This is a genomic window from Pseudomonas aegrilactucae, assembly GCF_019168305.1.
GTDB classification, from domain to species: Bacteria; Pseudomonadota; Gammaproteobacteria; order Pseudomonadales; family Pseudomonadaceae; genus Aquipseudomonas; species Aquipseudomonas aegrilactucae.
Genome location: NZ_JAHTBI010000052.1, coordinates 24198 through 41052, shown reverse-complemented (window position 1 = coordinate 41052; position 16855 = coordinate 24198). Strand labels below are relative to the sequence as shown.

Genomic DNA, 16855 nt, shown 5'->3' with positions numbered 1-16855 from the left:
GGCAAAATGATACTAGGGGGAGGATTTCCCTGCTATGGAGAAACTTCCGAAAGTTGTGTGAGATGCGTCGCGAACAAGGAGCGTAGATCGGATACCTTGATTGCGGGCTTTCTGGCGCTTACACCGGGCCGCCTGCCAGCCAGTCGGTTACCCAGCCATCGATAAAAAAGATATACACTCGGAAAAATCTAAAAAACCAGACTGCTGGGTACCCACCCCATGATGACGCTGCGCCAGATCCGCCACTTCATTGCCGTGGCCGAGACCGGGTCGATCTCGGCCGCCGCCCAGGCGGTGTACATTTCCCAGTCGACCCTCACCCTGGCCATCCAGCAATTGGAGCAGGAGATCGGCGTCAGCCTGTTCAATCGCCACGCCAAGGGCATGCACCTGACCCATCAGGGCCACCAGTTTTTGCGCCAGGCGCACTTGATCCTGGCTACCGTCGACAATGCCAAGCGCAGCCTGCAGCAAAGCACCGACCAGGTGGCGGGGCAGTTGGTGGTCGGGGTGACCAGCCTGGTCGCCGGCTATTACCTTGCCGATCTGCTCACCCGTTTCCAGCGTGCCTACCCCAACGTGGAACTGCGTGTGATGGAAGACGAACGACCCTATATCGAGCATCTGCTGGTCAGCGGCGAGATCGATGTCGGTGTGCTGATCCTTTCCAACCTGGAAGACCGCCACGCCCTGCAGTCCGAAGTGCTGACCCACTCGCCCCATCGGCTGTGGCTGCCGGCGCAGCACCCGCTGCTGGAGCACGACAGCATCAACCTGGCCGACGTGGCCCGCGAGTCGCTGATCCAGCTGAATGTCGACGAGATGGACAGCAATGCCCAGCGCCTGTGGTCGCACGCCGGCCTGCAGCCCCGCATCACCTTGCGCACCGCCTCGACCGAAGCGGTGCGCAGCCTGGTGGCGGCAGGCCTGGGCGTATCGATCCAGCCCGACATGACCTATCGCCCCTGGTCGCTGGAAGGCGACATCATCGAAGCGCGCCCGATCGCCGACCTTACCCAGACCCTCGATGTCGGCCTGGCCTGGCGGCGGGGCACGGCGCGCCCGGCGCTGGTCGACCCGTTTCTGGCGGTTGCCCGTGAGCAGCCTCACGGCGGGCGCAAGTCATCCCTTTAGGCGTATCCGCGCCACACACGAAACAGGAAGCCTCTACATGTCAGCCGCGCAGACCCCGTTGTCCACCGCACTCCTGATCGATGGTGAGCTCGTCGCAGGGCAGGGCGTCGTCGAGCCCATCCTCAACCCCGCGACCGGGGCGGTGCTGACGCACATCGCCGAAGCCAGCGCCGAGCAGACAGAAGCCGCGATCCTCGCCGCCCATCGTGCGTTTGCCGGGTGGGCACGCACCACGCCGCAACAACGCTCGAACCTGCTGCTGGAGATCGCCAGCGCAATCGAGAACAACGCCGACGTGCTCGCCCGGCTCGAATCGCTGAATTGCGGCAAGCCGTTGCATCTGGCACGCAAGGACGACTTGAGCGCTACGGTGGATGTGTTCCGCTTCTTCGCCGGCGCCGTGCGCTGCCAGACCGGCCAGCTCAGCGGCGAGTACGTGCCCGGCTACACCAGCATGGTGCGCCGCGACCCGATCGGGGTGGTGGCGTCGATTGCCCCGTGGAACTACCCGATCATGATGGCCGCGTGGAAAATTGCCCCCGCCCTGGCGGCGGGCAATACCCTGGTGTTCAAGCCTTCCGAGCACACGCCGCTGTCGATTCTGGCGCTGACGCCAACCCTGGCCCAGATCCTGCCGCGCGGGGTCATCAACATCATCTGCGGCGGCGGTGAAAACGTCGGTGGCTATCTGGTCAGCCACCCGAAAGTGCGCATGGTTTCGCTGACCGGCGATATCGTCACCGGGCAGAAAATCCTGTCGACCGCCGCCAAGACCCTCAAGCGCACCCACCTCGAACTCGGCGGCAAGGCACCGGTGATTGTCTGCGACGATGCCGATATCCAGGCAGTGGTCGACGGGGTGCGGACGTACGGCTATTACAACGCCGGCCAGGACTGCACGTCGGCCTGCCGGGTGTATGCGCAGTCGGGCATTTACGAGCGGCTGGTAGCCGATTTGGGGGCCGCGGTCAGCAGCATTCGTTTTGCCGGCGCGCACGACGCCGACAACGAGATAGGTCCGCTGATCAGCACCCGCCAGCGCGACCGTGTATCCAGCTTCGTCGAGCGTGCCCTTGGCCAGCCCCATGTCGAATGCGTCACCGGGGCTGCGGTGCACTCGGGTGCCGGCTTCTATTACCAGCCGACGCTGCTGGCGGGCTGCAGGCAGAGCGACGAGATCGTCCAGCGCGAAGTGTTCGGGCCGGTGGTCACCGTGACCCGCTTCGATGAGCTGGCCCAGGCGGTGGACTGGGCCAACGACTCCGAGTACGGCCTGGCCTCGTCGATCTGGACCCAGAACCTGGACAAGGCCATGCAGGTGGCGGCGCGCCTGCAGTACGGCTGCACCTGGATCAACAGCCATTTCATGCTGGTCAGCGAGATGCCCCACGGCGGCCTCAAGCGCTCGGGCTACGGCAAGGACCTGTCCAGCGATTCGTTGCAGGACTACAGCGTGGTGCGGCACATCATGGCGCGCCACGGCCAGCACCTGTAGGCAGGGCCCGCGCAAGGGAGCATTCGATTTAATCGAATGCTCCCTTGAGTTTTTAGTAATTGTCGATCTGTTACCCGTGTCTTAGTGTTTCGATCCATACCGGCCTGTGCTCGCTGCGCAGCAAGGGAGGCGCCAACGCCTGGCGCTCGACAACAAGAAACCGCTACCCAGCCGCCCAGGCGGCCCACCTGACTCGTCTGCCATAACTACAACATTGCCGTGCGCCACAGAGCGAGAGGAACCTACCGATGCACTTCCAGTTTCTGTTACCCACCAAGATCGTCATGGAGCCTGGCCTGCGCCAGCGTACCGGCGAACACCTGGCCGAGCTGGGCTTGCGCCACGTGCTGCTGGTCACCGACCCGGGGGTCAAGCGTGCCGGTTTGCTCGACAGCATCTATGCCAGCCTGGAACAGGCCGGTATCCGCTATGACGAGATCGCCGACGTCAAGCCCAACCCGCGCAGCGAAGACGTCAACCGCGCCGCCGAACAGTATCGTGGCACGGGCATCGACGGCCTGCTGGCGGTCGGTGGCGGCAGCGCGATGGACGCAGCCAAGGCCATCAGCGTGCTGCTGACCCATGACGGCAAGGTCGAGGACTACGAAGGCGCCTTCACCCTCAAGGGCCCGGTACTGCCGATCGTGGCGATCCCGAGCACGGCAGGCACCGGCAGCGAGGTGACCTTCTTCTCGGTCATCACCGACACCCGCCGCCAGTTCAAGATGAGCCTGCTCGACTACCGGATCGGCCCGGTGCTGGCCCTGCTCGACTCGGACATCACCGCCACGCTGCCGCCGCACATCGCTGCCGCCACCGGGATGGACGCGCTGACCCACGCCATCGAGGCCTACACCGGCAAGCCGGCCAACCCGATCAGTGACGGCCTGGCCCTGCACGCGATCCGGCTGATCGCGCAGTACCTCAAGCCCGCCGTACAGGAGCCGGACAACCGCGAGGCCCGCGAACAGATGCTGATTGCCAGCCTGATTGCCGGCATGGCCTTCGGCAATGCCGACATCGCCAGCGTGCACTGCATTTCCGAAGCCATTGGCGGCCTGTACGACACCCCGCACGGGGTCGGCAACGCGATCTTCCTGCCGTTCGTGTTCAGTCATAACCGCGACGCCGACCTGCGCCGCCATGCCGATGTTGCCTACGCCTTGGGCATCGACCCCAACCTGGGCGCAAGTGCCGCCGCCGAAGCTGCGGTGGAGCAGTTGTTCCGCATGAACCGCGAACTCGGTATCCCGCGTTTCGCCGACGTGGCCGGGGTGCGCGAGGAAGACTTCCTGGCCATCGCGCAGAAGTCCAAGAGCAACATTTCCGATGCGAGCAACACCAAGGCCATGACCGTCGAGAGCTACCTCGATGTGATCCGCGCCGCCTTCAACTACGCAGCTTGAGGCCTTATCCATGAGTGCATCGACTACTAATGCGCACCTGCGTCGTACCCTCGGCCCGGTTTCCGTGCTGCTGTTCGGCCTGGCGTTTATCGCCCCGCTGATCGTGTTCGGCACCTATGGCGTGATTGCCCAGGCCAGCCAGAACACCGTGGCGCTGTCCTATGTGGTGGCATCCATCGGGGTGATCTTCACCGCCTTGAGCTACGGGCGGCTGGTGCGGGTGTTCCCCACAGCCGGTTCGGCGTACACCTACACCCGCAAGATGTTCAACCCCAGCCTCGGCTTCATGGTCGGTTGGGCCGCACTGCTCGATTATTTCTTCATCCCGATGCTGATCTGGCTGCTGGGTGCGAGCTACCTGAGCCTGGCGTTCCCCGATGTGCCGCAGTGGTGCTGGATCACCGGCTTCATCGTCTCGACCACGGCGCTGAACATCCTCGGCATCCAGGTCGCCAACCGCTTCAACATCATCCTGATGCTGATCCAGTTGACGATCATCGCGGTGTTCATCGCCCTGTGCTGGCACTACGTGGCCGCGATCAACGGCCCGGGCGGGCTGCTGTCGGTCAAGCCGTTCTTCAATGCCGACGTGCCGTTCTCGGCCACCATGGCCGGTGCCGCCATCGCCGCCTATTCGTTCCTCGGCTTCGATGCACTGTCGACGCTCAGCGAAGAAACCGTGGAGCCGGAGCGCACCATCCCCAGGGCAATCCTGCTGGTGGCGTTGATCGGCGGCAGCCTGTACATCGGCTCGTCCTACTTCATGTACCTGGCGCACCCGGCGGGGCTGTTCGAGAACATCGACGGTGCAGCGTTCGAAATCGCCAAGACCATCGGCGGCGACCTGTTCTTCGGCGTGGTGCTGACCGGCATCATCATTGCCCACTTTGCTGCCGGCCTGTCGTTCCAGGCCAGTGTCGGGCGTCTGCTGTACGCCCTGGGGCGTGACAATCAACTGCCGCAAAAACTGTTCGGCGTGCTGCACCCGCGCTACAAGACCCCGGTGCTCAACATCGTACTGTGCGGCGCGTTTGGCCTCGTCGGCTTTGGCCTGACCATTGCCACCGCGACCTCGCTGGTCAACTTCGGCGCCTTCCTGGCCTTTACCGCGGTCAACCTGTGTGCGCTGAAACTGACCTTCGACCGCGCCGTGAGCGACAAGGCCGGCGTGGTGCGCGGGGTGATATTCCCCCTGGCCGGTGCCTTCACCTCCGGCTGGATGCTGATCAGCCTGGACGCCGATGCGCTGATGCTGGGCTGCTGCTGGGTGCTACTGGGCCTGGTGTATCTGGCCTGCCGTACGCGCCTGTTCAGCACCGCCGTGCCTGAAGCGGCGCTCTGACCCCACGGGCGCCTGGCGCCCGTATTCCACCCCCTGTCATCGTCCCCTGTACACATGCCTGTGGCGCATGCGGGGACGCGTGCGACTTTTTTACGCTGGCGGCCAACCCCGCCGCACGGGAGAACCCATGCAAACCTGCCTGCTGATCAATGGTCAACTCATCGCCGGTGACGGCGAAAAATTGCCGGTCCTCAACCCCTCACTGGGGGCTACCCTGGTGGAGATTGCCGAGGCCAGCCTGGCCCAGGTCGATGCCGCCGTCTGCGCTGCCGATGCCGCTTTCCAGGGCTGGTCACAGACCACGCCCAAGGACCGCTCGCTGCTGTTGCTGCAACTGGCTGACGCCATCGATGCCCACGCCAGCGAGCTGGCACGGCTGGAGTCGGACAACTGTGGCAAACCCTACCTGGCCGCGCTGAACGATGAGCTGCCGGGTGTCGCCGACGTGTTTCGCTTCTTCGCCGGTGCCAGCCGCTGCCTGCAAGGCAGTGCCGCCGGTGAGTACCTGGAGGGCCATACCTCGATGATTCGCCGCGACCCGGTTGGCGTGGTGGCCTCCATCGCCCCCTGGAACTACCCGCTGATGATGGCCGCGTGGAAACTCGCCCCGGCCCTGGCGGCCGGCAATACCGTGGTGCTCAAGCCGTCCGAGCAAACGCCGTTGAGCACGCTGAAGCTGGCGCAACTGATGGCGCAGATCTTCCCGGCGGGCGTGGTCAACGTGGTCTTCGGCCGTGGCCCGAGCGTCGGCAAGCCGCTGACCGACCACCCCAAGGTGCGCATGGTGTCGTTGACCGGCTCGGTGGCCACCGGCAGCCGGATCATTGCCGGTACCGCCGACAGCGTGAAACGCCTGCACATGGAGCTGGGCGGCAAGGCCCCGGTGATCGTGTTCGATGACGCCGATATCGACGCGGTGGTCGAAGGCGTGCGCAGCTTCGGCTTCTACAACGCCGGCCAGGACTGCACGGCCGCCTGCCGCCTGTATGTGCAGAAGGGCGTCTACCCGGCGTTGGTGAAGAAGCTTGGCGAAGCGGTGGCCAGCATTCGCCACGGCCTGCAGGACGATCCTGACACCGAACTCGGGCCATTGATTACCCAGCAGCACCTGGAACGCGTCGAAGGCTTTGTGCAACGCGCCCGTGAACAGCCGCACATCGAAGTGGTGACCGGCGGGCAGCGTGTCGCGGGGGCTGGTTTCTTCTTCGAGCCGACCGTGCTCGCCGGCGCCCGCCAGGATGACGAAGTGGTGCGCCATGAAATCTTCGGCCCGGTGGTGACGGTGACCGAATTCGACGACGAAGCCCAGGCCCTGGCGTGGGCCAACGACTCCGACTACGGCCTGGCGTCCTCGGTGTGGACCCGCGATGTGGGACGTGCCCACCGCCTGGCTGCGCGCCTGCAATATGGCTGCACCTGGGTCAACACGCACTTCATGCTGGTGAGCGAGATGCCGCATGGCGGCGCCAAGCTGTCGGGCTATGGCAAGGACATGTCCATGTACGGCCTGGAGGACTACACCACCGTGCGCCATGTGATGTTCAAACACTAGGCGTTGGATGAAAAGTGCCTGATCGCCGCTCGGCGACTTTTCGTGCAAACCCGGGTCGCACGGCCCGGCTGATCAAGGCGAAAAAGGGTAAGGCCAGGCGCCTTGCCCTTTTTTCATCGCCGTTCGGCTGGCGTTACAGCGGCAGGTACTTCAAGCCGTGTCGGGACAGCTGAAAGGTCATTTCCTGCAGGTTCGGCAAGCGTCGCTTGTCGAGCCATGGCCAACTGGCGCGTTCGACGTAGACGAATTCGCCGTCCTTGCGGATGGGCGTGTATTGCAGCGACAGGTCCTTGCTGCGGTGTACCAGGTTCATCTGGCCTTCGACATCCTTGAAGCCGAATGTGCCGGGGTTGGCCAGTATGCCTTCCACTGTCTGTGACGCCGACAGTGGCTGGGCGATCGGCACCTGCAGACGCAGGTCGCCCCGTATATGGGTTTCGCGAATGCCCTCGTCCAGTACGGCCCGGCCCGGATCGGCCGTCACGCTGCCAGGGCGACCGATCTCGATATCCTCTACGCGCAAGCCGATGGCACCTTGCAATTCGCTCACCCCTGGCACGCCCTCGAAGGTATTGGAATGGGTGTTGCCCATCAGTGCCACCCACTTGCTGGCACCGCGTGCAGCCTGGTCGGCGGCGATGATGCGGTGGGCAAAGAAGTTCATCATCTTCTGGCGGATCGCCGCCGGCCGATTGCCCACCCATGCCTGGCGGTAACTGGCCATGCAATCGATGGCCTGGACCCGGATGCCGTGTTTCTGCGCGCTGCGCAGCACCTCAATGAAGGTGTAGCGCTGGGCGGGGTCGGTGCCCCAGCCTCGATCGAGGTCAGTCACATAGGTCTTGAGTGCTTCGGGCATCCTGCCGGTCTGATTGAACAGGTTCAGGTCAGCCTGCTGAAAGTCGGTCATCAGGTGTTCCATGTACAGCACTCGAACGTTCTGTTTCTTCAGTTGCGCCATGTTGTCTATCAGCAACTGCTTGCTGCCCAGCTGCGTGTGCGACTCGCCAATCACCAGCCCCTCGCTGTTTTCATACACGCTGCGAATGATCTGTTTGGCACTGGCATTGGCCTGCAGGGTGGGGATCTGTGCGCGTGCCGGCAGTGTCTCGTTGGCGAAGTACGCCTGTGCGTCGTCGGCCAGCAGGTCGCGCAGGCTGCGAAACCTGGCATACGCCTCTTCCAGGGGGCGGTTGTTGGGGTTGTAGGTGAGGCCGCTCAAGTTAGGTCCGTCACCGCCATTGGAGGCCTTGAGTAGCGTTGGCCGCAGCGCTTCGTCGACTTCATAGGCGGTGGGTACCAGCTCGGCCACTGGTGTGGCCGAGGCACCGCGTCCCCAGAGCTTCAGGCGAAACTGCGGGGTGCCGCCCCTGAGGCCTTGTTCCAGTGGCTGCCACAACCCTTCATCGTTCAGGCGAATGGGCACGTTGCGGTAGAACGAGAAAGGGTTCTGCGGGTCGACCACCGCCCATGAGCGCAGCTCGCCGATGTAGCGTACGTGGTAGGGGAAGCCATCGATCTGGGCATAGAAACCGTCATCCAGGGTATAGATCCCCTGGAACCTGCCGCTGCCTGCGGTTTGGCCGTCAAGCAGCACGTTGGTTTCGAACGGGGCCAGCACGTGCGCGCGTTCGGCCGGCACCAGGGGCGCGGGTACCCATTCGGCCAGTTGCGTCGGGGTGGCCGCTGCCGGTTCTTCAGTTTCGACAGGGGTGAGATCCGGCCCGCCCTCGGCGTGGAGGTCGACTTCTGCGATTTCACCGGTGACCGCCGGGCCGCCAAGCAGGGTGGCATTGAACAGTGTGTCGATGGCGGCCAGTACGGCGCCGATCACGCCAGCCTTGCGTTGTGCGGTGGTGTGTCCGTTGACGGCCTGGTCGATGTTCAGACCGGTATCGGCCAGGCCTGCCCCTACGGCGGCCAGCGCCACCGGCCAGTCCACTGCGGCCATGGCCGTGGCGAACGTGCCGAAGGCCTTGAGGTAGCCGATCCACAGTTGTTTGCGCAGGTCGGCGTTGGAGCGCAGCGAGAAGTGGGCGTCGTCGCTCATGCGTTGGCGCGCGGCATCGCGCAGGTGGGTGAACGCATCGGCATGCAGGGTCGCGTTCGACTGGTTGAGTGCATCGTGAGCAGTCCCTCCCCAGTTGTAGAACAGCACGTCGATCAGGTGGTTGAGCCCGACCGCGCTGGTTTTTTCGCCATGGTCCGCGCTGGCGAAGTGGGTCATGAAGCGTGCCCGATTCTGTGCTGCATTGGTGTTGTGCAGTACCCACCAGTACAGCTCGCTGTGGCTGGCGAACAGGTGCAGGGCATCCACGTCACCCGGGGTGTAGAGCAACTGGTAGCCGTCATCCAGTTCTACCCGCAGGATATCGGTAGCGGTATGGCCGCCGATATCGAAGGTGCACAGGCGTACGCCTGTTACCGGTTTTGCCTGCTGTTGCAGTTGGCTCAGCGAGGGTGGCCAGCCGGCGTCGCCGGCCAGGGCGGTGGCGACTCGCCTGTAGCGTGCCAGGCGGGTGGGGTCGCTTTCGTGTTCGCAGGTTTCCAGCACCTTGCTCAGGAAGTTGGCCTTGGCCAGGGTACGGAAGTTGTCCGCATGGCGGGCCCAGAAGGTTTCCAGGTTCTGATGAAAGGCGCTGCAGAAGTCGATGTTCCACAGCTCGTTGAGCACGTCGCGCGGGGCCATGGGGATTTCGTTGTGCTCATCGAACACGCCCTTGTGCGCGCCGTCGCTGTAGAAGCCGGTGCGGTAGCTCAGGAGGTCGGCATTGTCCTGGTCGTTGACATCCAGGCGCTGCATCACCAGTTGTGGCAGGGTCAGCGATTGATAGGGCACCTCGCGGTGCTCCCAGCCGCTGAAGGTGCGCGGGCTGCTTTGTGCTGCCTTGAAGCGGTGCAGGTAGACGTTGTCGGGGTCGAACGTGCCGCGGGTGTGTTTCTTCAGGATATGGCTGGCAACCTCGCGGGCCATCTGGCGCATGTCCGGGCAGTGCTTGACCAGTTGCCTGGCCAGTTTCTGCAGTTGCTCGTGGTCCTGGGTCTGCTGGGTGGTCAAGGGCATGGCGGTCCTTCCGTTGTCTGGGCGAAGGCACAGCGTGGCCGGGCGCGAGGGGGCAGGTGCGGTAAGTAAATAGTGGGGTGGGCCGTGTCGCCCAGGCAAGCAGGCTGCCTGGGCACGCCGGTTTACAATGACACGTGCTTCAGGCCGTTGGACGACACCAGGATCGATAGCTGCGCCAGGCTTGGCATGCGACGCTTATCGACGCGCGGCCAGCTTGCCCGTTCGATGTAGTAGAAGCGGCCGTCCCTGTGGATGGGGGTGTAGTGCAGGGTCGAATCCTTGCTGCGATGAACCAGGTTCAGTTGCGCATCCACCTGGGTAAAACCGAATGAGCCGATGGCCCGCAGCTTTTCTTCCAGCGTGAGCGCCGCGCCGTGCACGGGCGCTATTGGAACCTGCAACAGCAGGTCGCATTTGACCGCTGCAAGGTTGGCCGTTTCGTCGGGCTGGATGCCTGGGTCGATGCCGAACCGATCCGGCTGCCCGATCTCGATATCCTCGATGCGTAGCCCTATGGCGCCTTGGAGCTCGGCCAGCCCGGGCACACCGTCAAAGAGATTGGCGTGGGTATTGCCCACGAATGCGACCCACTTGCTGCTGCCGTGCAGTACCTGGTCCGCAGCAATGACGCGATGCGCAAAGAAATTCATCATCTGCTGCCTGATTGGGCCGGGCGGTGTGGCCAGCCAGGACTGGCGATAGCTGGCCATGCAGTCGATTGCCTGGATGCGCACCTGATTGGCCTGGGCCGCGTGCATCACTTGCATGAAGGTGTAGCGCCCGCTGCGGTCGGTGGCCTGGCCCCGGTCAAGATCGGTCACATAGTCGCGCAGGTTGGCGCTCATCTGGCCGGTGCGGTTGAAGACGTCGAGGTCGGCCTGGTGAAAGTCCGTCAGCAGGTGTTCCAGGTACAGCACCTTGACCTTCTGCTTGCGCAATTGCGCCATGTTGTCGATCAGAAACCGTTTACTGCCCAGGTGCGCGTGGCATTCGCCGATCACCAGGCCGTCGCAGCGGGCGTAGCAACCACGAAGGATCTGCTTGGGCGCCGGATTGCTCTGGAACAGGGGGATTTGCGGGCGCGGCGGCAGCTCCACGGTGCTCAGGAACTCCCTTGCGTCGGACAGCAACTGGCTGCGCAGCGTTCGAAACTGGTCGCAGGCGTTTTCAAGGTGCGGCTGATTGGCCCGGTAGGTAATTCCGCTGAGCTGTTCGTCATCTACCGAGCGCAGTTGTGCCTGCAGGTCCGGGAGCACTTCATAGGGCGTGGGGATGCGTTCGCTCGGTGCCTGGGCGTAATCGCTGCGTCCCCACAATTTCAGCCGCAAGCGGGGGGTGCCGCCCATCAGTCGGCCCTGCGCGACGGGGGCCCATTGCTGTTGGGCGTTGAGCTCGATGGGCACGTTGCGATAGAACGAAAAGGGGGTTTGCGGATCGATGACCACCCAGCGCTTCAGTTCACCGACATAACGCACCTGGTAGGCGAAATCGTCGATTGACACATAGAAGCCATCGGCCAGGGTATAGATGCCATGCATCTTGCCGCGCCCGGGCGTCTCTCCGTCGAGCAGGGCGTTGGTCTCGAAGGAGGCCAGCCGCTGTGAAATTTCCGTCGGTCGCAGGGGGGCCGGCACATGGGTATCGAGTTCTTCGACACTGGCCAGAGGCTCGTCCTCGGCCTCCACGTAGGGTTTGCCGGCGAGGGGCAGTTCGGCGTCCTCCAGTGCGGCGGCTGCGTCGCCGACACCGCCGAGCAGGCTCGCGTTGAACAGCGTGTCGATGGATGCCAGCACGGCGCCGACAACGCCAGCCTGGCGTTCGGCAGTGGTATGACCGTTGATCGCCTGTTCGATGGACAGGCCTGTCTCGCCAAGCCCTGCACCTACGGCGGCCAACGCTACCGGCCAGTCAAGCGCGGCCATTGCCCCGGCGAATCGGGCAAAGGCATGCAGGTCCTCGACCCACATCTGTTTGCGCAAGTCGGCGTTGGAGCGCAGGCAAAAGTGGGCATCGTCGTTCATTCGTTGACGTGCCGCATCGCGCAGGTAGCTGAACGCATCCCGCTCAAGGGGTTTGTCCAGCAGGTTGATGGCAGCGTGATGGCTGCCTCCCCAGTTGTAGAACAGCAGATCGATCAGGTGGTTGAGCCCTACCTTGGCGGATTGTTCGGTATGGCTGGCAAGTTCGAAATGGGCCATGAAGCGGGCGCGGTTGCCTGCCTCATTGGTGTTCTGCAATAGCCACCAGTACAGTTCGGCAGGGTTGGCAAACAGGTGCAGGGCCGTGACTTCGCCGGGAAGGTAGAGCATCTGGTAGCCGTCGGGCAGGACCGCGCGCAGGATATCGCTGGCGACATAGCCGCCCAGGTCGAAGGCATGCAGGCGAACCCCTTGATCGGGAAGGTGGGTTTGTTGCAGTTGCTCGAGTGTGGGCGGCCAGTCGGTTGTGCCGGCCAGTGCACGGGCCAGCAGGCGATAGCGTTTGCGCTGTTCGGGCACCTCTTCGTTTTCGCAGGCTTCTACCACCTTGCTCAGGAAGTTGGCTTTGGCCATGCTGCGAAACGACTGCGCATTGTGGTCCCAGAACGCCTGCATCTGCTGCCTGAAAGCTGAGCTGAAGTCGACCTCCCAGAAGTCGCGCAGGACATCGGCCGGCGCCATGCGGACTTCGTTGTGCTGGTCGAACACCCCGGCCTGCGCACCCTCGCGGTAGAAGCCGGTGCGGTAGCTCAGCAGGTCGGCATTGTCCTGGTCGCTGACATCGAAACGGTGCATCACCAGTTGCGGCAGCGTCAGCGACTGGTAGGGCAGTTCCCGGTGCTCCCAGCCGCTGAAGCTCTCGGGGTTGGCCTGCGCAGCCTTGAAGCGGTGCAGGTACACGGTGTCCGGATCGAGGCTGCTGTTGGCGAACCGCTTCAGGGCCTTTATGGCCAGTTCACGGGCCATCTGGCGCATATCCGGGCAGTTCATGACGAGTTGGCGCGCAATGGCTTCAAGCGGCTCGCGGTGTGCGTGAGAATTCTGGGGCATGGCTGCTCTTCCTTGGTCTAGGGCAACGCGAGGATGAGCCGGGCCCGCGGTGCAGGTGCGGTAGATACTGCTGTGGCGCCGGGGCGGCATCGCGTGCCATGGCCCAGGCAACTCTTCACTTAAAGTTTCGCAAATGCAGGTGTATCGTATTCGCCCTTCACCGCCAGCCCGGTCACGGCTGGCAGGCTGTTTTCGCGATACGAGGTGCCTGTTCCGATGTCCTTTACCCGTCGACAAATGCTCAAGGGGCTGACTGGCCTGGTGGTGGTGGGCCTGGGCGCCGGGGGCGCCGCACGTTACTGGCTGGGTAAAGTCGAAGACGAGCAGGCCGGGCACGACTACGAACTGATCGCGGCGCCCCTGGACGTCGAGCTGGTGGCCGGGCACAAGACCCAGGCCTGGGCGTTCGGTCCCTCGGCCCCGGGCACCGAGCTGCGCGTGCGCCAGGGCCAGTGGCTGCGGGTGCGCTTCATCAACCGCCTGCCGGTGGCCACCACCATTCATTGGCACGGTATCCGCCTGCCGCTGGAAATGGATGGCGTGCCGTATGTTTCGCAACTGCCGGTGCTGCCGGGCGAGTATTTCGACTACAGGTTCCGTGTGCCGGATGCCGGCAGCTACTGGTACCACCCCCACGTGAACAGCAGCGAAGAGCTGGGTCGCGGCCTGGTCGGCCCGCTGATCGTCGAGGAGCGCGAACCCACCGGCTTCAGGCACGAGCGCACGCTGAGCCTGAAGAACTGGCACGTGGACGAGCAGGGCGACTTCGTCGACTTCAGCATCCCGCGTGAAGCCGCCCGTGGCGGCACGGCGGGGCGCCTTATCACCATCAACGGCCAGCCCGACGCCGTGGTGGAAATGCCCGCCGGGCAGATCGTGCGCGTGCGCCTGCTGAACCTGGACAACACCCTGACTTACCGCATCAACCTCAAGGGCAACTTCGAGGCGCGCCTCTACGCGCTGGACGGCAACCCGATCACGCCGCGCCCGCTGGGCAAGGATTACTGGCTGGGGCCGGGCATGCGCATCTGCCTGGCGATCAGGATGCCGGCGGCCGGCGAAGAGCTGTCCCTGCGTGACGGCCCGGTGCGCCTGGGCACCCTGCGTTCGGTGGCCAGCAGCGAGGCGCCGGGTGACTGGCCGCCGGCGTTGCCGGCCAACCCGATTGCCGAGCCGGACCTGGCCAATGCCGAGAAGCTCAACTTCAATTTCGAATGGGTGGGGTCGGTGTCGGTAAATACCGAGAACGGCAAGCCGCCGAGCCTGTGGCAGATCAACGGGCAGGCCTGGGACATTACCGACAAGACCTGCTCCGACCGGCCGATCGCGACCCTGAAGAAGGGCAAGAGCTACATCTTCGAACTGAGGAACATGACCCAGTACCAGCACCCGATCCATTTGCACGGCATGAGCTTCAAGGTGCTCAGTTCCAACCGCCACAAGATCCCGGAGCAGTACTTCACCGACACCTACCTGCTGGGCAAGAACGAGCGGGCGCAGGTGGCGCTGGTGGCCGATAACCCGGGTACCTGGATGTTCCACTGCCATGTGATCGACCACATGGAAACCGGCCTGATGGCCGCGATCGAGGTGGCCTGATGCGTCAGCCACAGATCATCGATCGCAGCCGCGATCAGGATTTCATGCGCCTGGCGCTGGAGCTGGCGGCGCAAGGGGCGGCGCTGGGCGAGGTGCCGGTGGGTGCGGTGCTGGTGCAGCACGGCGAGGTGATCGGCCAGGGCTTCAATTGCCCGATCAGCGGTAGCGACCCGAGTGCGCATGCCGAGATGGTGGCCATTCGCGCGGCGGCGCAGGCGGCCAGCAACTACCGGCTGCCGGGCAGCACGCTGTACGTGACGCTGGAGCCGTGCAGCATGTGTGCCGGGCTGATCGTGCATTCGCGGGTCAGCCGGGTGGTGTATGGCGCGCTGGAGCCCAAGGCCGGGATTGTTCAGAGCCAGGGTCAGTTCTTTACCCAGGGGTTTCTCAACCACCGGGTGCTGTTCGAGGGCGGGGTGCTGGCCGAGGAGTGCGGGGCGATCCTGACCGAGTTCTTCAGGGCACGCAGGGCCAAGGGCTGACTCGAGGGCCTCTTCGCTGGCAAGCCAGCTCCCACAGGTACAGCGCTGCTCTCAGGGCTGGTGCAATCCCTGTGGGAGCTGGCTTGCCAGCGAAGGGCGCGCTGCGGTCTAGAGCGGCGGCGAAGCCTCGGCAGGCTTGGTCTTGTTCACCGCCGGCACATGCAGATTGCCCTCGGCCACCTGGCTGCCCTCCAGCTGTGGCTGGGTCACCCAGGTCAGGATGTCGTAGTAACGCCGGATGTTGGCCACGAAATGCACCGGCTCGCCACCGCGCGCATAGCCATAGCGGGTCTTGCTGTACCACTGCTTCTGCGACAGGCGCGGCAGCATCTTCTTCACGTCCAGCCACTTGTTGGGGTTGAGCCCCTCGCGCTTGGCCAGCTTGCGTGCATCGTCCAGGTGGCCGCCCCCCACGTTGTAGGCCGCCAGGGCGAACCAGGTACGGTCCGGCTCCTGGATGTCGTCATCCAGCTCGCGTTTCACATACATGAAGTACTTGGCGCCGCCCTCGATGCTCTGGCGCGGGTCGAGCCGGTTGGACACGCCCATGGCCTGGGCGGTGCGCTGGGTCAGCATCATCAGCCCGCGCACACCGGTCTTGGAGGTGACCTCGGCCTGCCACATCGATTCCTGGTAGCCGATCGCCGCCAGCAGGCGCCAGTCGACCTGTTCCTTCTTGGCCGACACCTTGAAGTGCTTTTCGTAGCGCGGCAGGCGCTGCTGAAGGTGCTGGGCGAAGGTGTAGGCACCGACGTAGCCGAGTACGTCGACATGCCCGTAATAGCGGTCCTTTAGCCGTTGCAAGGTGCCGTTCTTGTGCACCTTGTCGATGAATTCGTTGATCTCGTTGAGCAGGCTGTTGTCGTCGCCGGCCGCCACCGCCCAGCGCTGGTCACGCCCGTCGCCCAGGTCGAAGGCCACCCGCACGTTGGGGAAGTACACCTGGTTCATCGCCACTTCGTTGGAGTCGACCAGGGTAAGGTCGATCTGCCCTTCGTCGACCATGCGCAGCAGGTCGACCACTTCGACCTGGTCGGATTCGTCGTATTGCAGCGCCGGGTACTGCTTTTTCAGCTCCGCCAGCTGCTCGGCATGGCTGCTGCCCTTGAGCACCAGGATGCGCTTGCCGACCAGGTCGGCGGCATCGGTGGGGCGCGACTTGCCGTTGCGGTAGATGATCTGCGGGGTGACTTCCAGGTAGGGGTGCGAGAAGCGCGCCTGCTGCTTGCGCTGTTCGCTGCTGACCAGGCCCGCTGCCGCCAGCACCGGGCCATTGGGCTGGCCAAGCTGGTTGAACAGGTCGTCGAGGTTGTCGGCGGTCTCGATCTGCAGCGTTACGCCCAGATCGTCGGCGAAACGCTTGACCAGCTCGTACTCGAAACCGGTTTCGCCGTTGCGGTCCTGGAAGTAGGTGGCCGGGCTGTTGCGGGTGACCACGCGCAGCACGCCGTCCTCCTTGATGCGCTCCAGGGTGCTGGGTTTTTCAACACAGGCACCGAGCATCAGGAAGAGTCCGGTTGCGAGGAGCCATTTGGCGCAACGCTGGCGCAAAGCAGTCTGGGCAAACATAGGATGCAGTATACGCAAAGGACCTGCCGCGCCATATCTCGACAACGGCTGGCTTGTCTGCTAGCACACCCCCGAAAAACGGCGGTGAGGCGGGTTTTTGTCATGTTCTGAAGCACTCTTGCCGGCCGGCCGACATTCGGCCTGTCGGCGATGCTGGGTTTCGGGTGCTGTCGGCGGCGGTTT

At 64.1% G+C, this 16855-nt stretch carries 10 protein-coding genes; 7 read left to right on the top strand and 3 right to left on the bottom strand.

Features of this window, described 5'->3' with window-relative positions:
- Nucleotides 1-219 precede the first annotated feature (219 nt).
- The 5 genes from KUO17_RS15445 to KUO17_RS15425 all read left to right on the top strand — a co-directional run bounded on the left by KUO17_RS15445 (nt 220) and on the right by KUO17_RS15425 (nt 6929).
- Nucleotides 220-1134: a LysR family transcriptional regulator gene (locus tag KUO17_RS15445; protein WP_217976412.1), complete on the top strand. Its 915-nt coding sequence runs from the start codon at nt 220-222 to the stop codon at nt 1132-1134.
- Nucleotides 1135-1171: 37 nt separating this feature from the next.
- Nucleotides 1172-2629, top strand: a complete 1458-nt coding sequence (locus tag KUO17_RS15440) for a gamma-aminobutyraldehyde dehydrogenase (RefSeq protein ID WP_217976411.1) — start codon at nt 1172-1174, stop codon at nt 2627-2629.
- 248 nt (nt 2630-2877) lie between these two features.
- Nucleotides 2878-4035 carry an iron-containing alcohol dehydrogenase gene (locus KUO17_RS15435; protein ID WP_217976410.1) on the top strand — a complete coding sequence of 386 codons (1158 nt, stop codon included), beginning with the start codon at nt 2878-2880 and terminating at the stop codon, nt 4033-4035.
- Between the two features lie 10 nt (nt 4036-4045).
- Nucleotides 4046-5377 (top strand): APC family permease, encoded by a 1332-nt coding sequence (locus KUO17_RS15430; protein WP_217976409.1) that lies wholly within the window; start codon nt 4046-4048, stop codon nt 5375-5377.
- A gap of 127 nt (nt 5378-5504) precedes the next feature.
- On the top strand, nt 5505-6929 hold the full coding sequence (locus KUO17_RS15425; RefSeq protein ID WP_217976408.1) for a gamma-aminobutyraldehyde dehydrogenase: 1425 nt from the start codon (nt 5505-5507) through the stop codon (nt 6927-6929).
- 133 nt (nt 6930-7062) lie between these two features.
- Here KUO17_RS15425 and KUO17_RS15420 read toward each other — a convergent pair whose 3' ends face one another.
- Both KUO17_RS15420 and KUO17_RS15415 read right to left on the bottom strand, forming a co-directional pair.
- Nucleotides 7063-9993, bottom strand: coding sequence for a membrane-targeted effector domain-containing toxin (locus KUO17_RS15420; RefSeq protein ID WP_217976407.1), 2931 nt, complete (start codon nt 9991-9993; stop codon nt 7063-7065).
- A 122-nt stretch (nt 9994-10115) separates the two neighbouring features.
- The gene (locus KUO17_RS15415) at nt 10116-13022 is read right to left on the bottom strand and encodes a membrane-targeted effector domain-containing toxin (RefSeq protein ID WP_217976406.1); all 2907 of its coding nucleotides are present in this window, start codon (nt 13020-13022) and stop codon (nt 10116-10118) included.
- Nucleotides 13023-13238: 216 nt separating this feature from the next.
- On the opposite strand from KUO17_RS15415, the gene KUO17_RS15410 reads away from it, so the two are divergent.
- Together KUO17_RS15410 and tadA are read left to right on the top strand one after the other, a co-directional pair.
- Nucleotides 13239-14621, top strand: a complete 1383-nt coding sequence (locus tag KUO17_RS15410) for a multicopper oxidase family protein (RefSeq protein ID WP_217976405.1) — start codon at nt 13239-13241, stop codon at nt 14619-14621.
- Nucleotides 14621-15103: a tRNA adenosine(34) deaminase TadA gene (tadA, locus tag KUO17_RS15405; RefSeq protein WP_217976404.1), complete on the top strand. Its 483-nt coding sequence runs from the start codon at nt 14621-14623 to the stop codon at nt 15101-15103. The genes KUO17_RS15410 and tadA overlap by 1 nt, the downstream gene beginning before the upstream one ends.
- Before the next feature lie 108 nt (nt 15104-15211).
- Here the strand turns inward: tadA and mltF are convergent, their stop codons facing one another.
- Complete coding sequence (mltF, locus tag KUO17_RS15400; RefSeq protein WP_217976403.1) at nt 15212-16672, bottom strand: membrane-bound lytic murein transglycosylase MltF; 1461 nt, start codon at nt 16670-16672, stop codon at nt 15212-15214.
- Nucleotides 16673-16855: the final 183 nt, after the last annotated feature.

Excerpts from the sequence above, each read along its gene's own strand:
- KUO17_RS15445 (WP_217976412.1), top strand. The coding sequence starts at position 220 with ATGATGACGCTGCGCCAGATCCGCCACTTCATTGCCGTGGCCGAGACC.
- KUO17_RS15440 (WP_217976411.1), top strand. The coding sequence starts at position 1,172 with ATGTCAGCCGCGCAGACCCCGTTGTCCACCGCACTCCTGATCGATGGT.
- KUO17_RS15435 (WP_217976410.1), top strand. The coding sequence starts at position 2,878 with ATGCACTTCCAGTTTCTGTTACCCACCAAGATCGTCATGGAGCCTGGC.
- KUO17_RS15430 (WP_217976409.1), top strand. The coding sequence starts at position 4,046 with ATGAGTGCATCGACTACTAATGCGCACCTGCGTCGTACCCTCGGCCCG.
- KUO17_RS15425 (WP_217976408.1), top strand. The coding sequence starts at position 5,505 with ATGCAAACCTGCCTGCTGATCAATGGTCAACTCATCGCCGGTGACGGC.
- KUO17_RS15420 (WP_217976407.1), bottom strand. The coding sequence starts at position 9,993 with ATGCCCTTGACCACCCAGCAGACCCAGGACCACGAGCAACTGCAGAAA.
- KUO17_RS15415 (WP_217976406.1), bottom strand. The coding sequence starts at position 13,022 with ATGCCCCAGAATTCTCACGCACACCGCGAGCCGCTTGAAGCCATTGCG.
- KUO17_RS15410 (WP_217976405.1), top strand. The coding sequence starts at position 13,239 with ATGTCCTTTACCCGTCGACAAATGCTCAAGGGGCTGACTGGCCTGGTG.
- tadA (WP_217976404.1), top strand. The coding sequence starts at position 14,621 with ATGCGTCAGCCACAGATCATCGATCGCAGCCGCGATCAGGATTTCATG.
- mltF (WP_217976403.1), bottom strand. The coding sequence starts at position 16,672 with ATGTTTGCCCAGACTGCTTTGCGCCAGCGTTGCGCCAAATGGCTCCTC.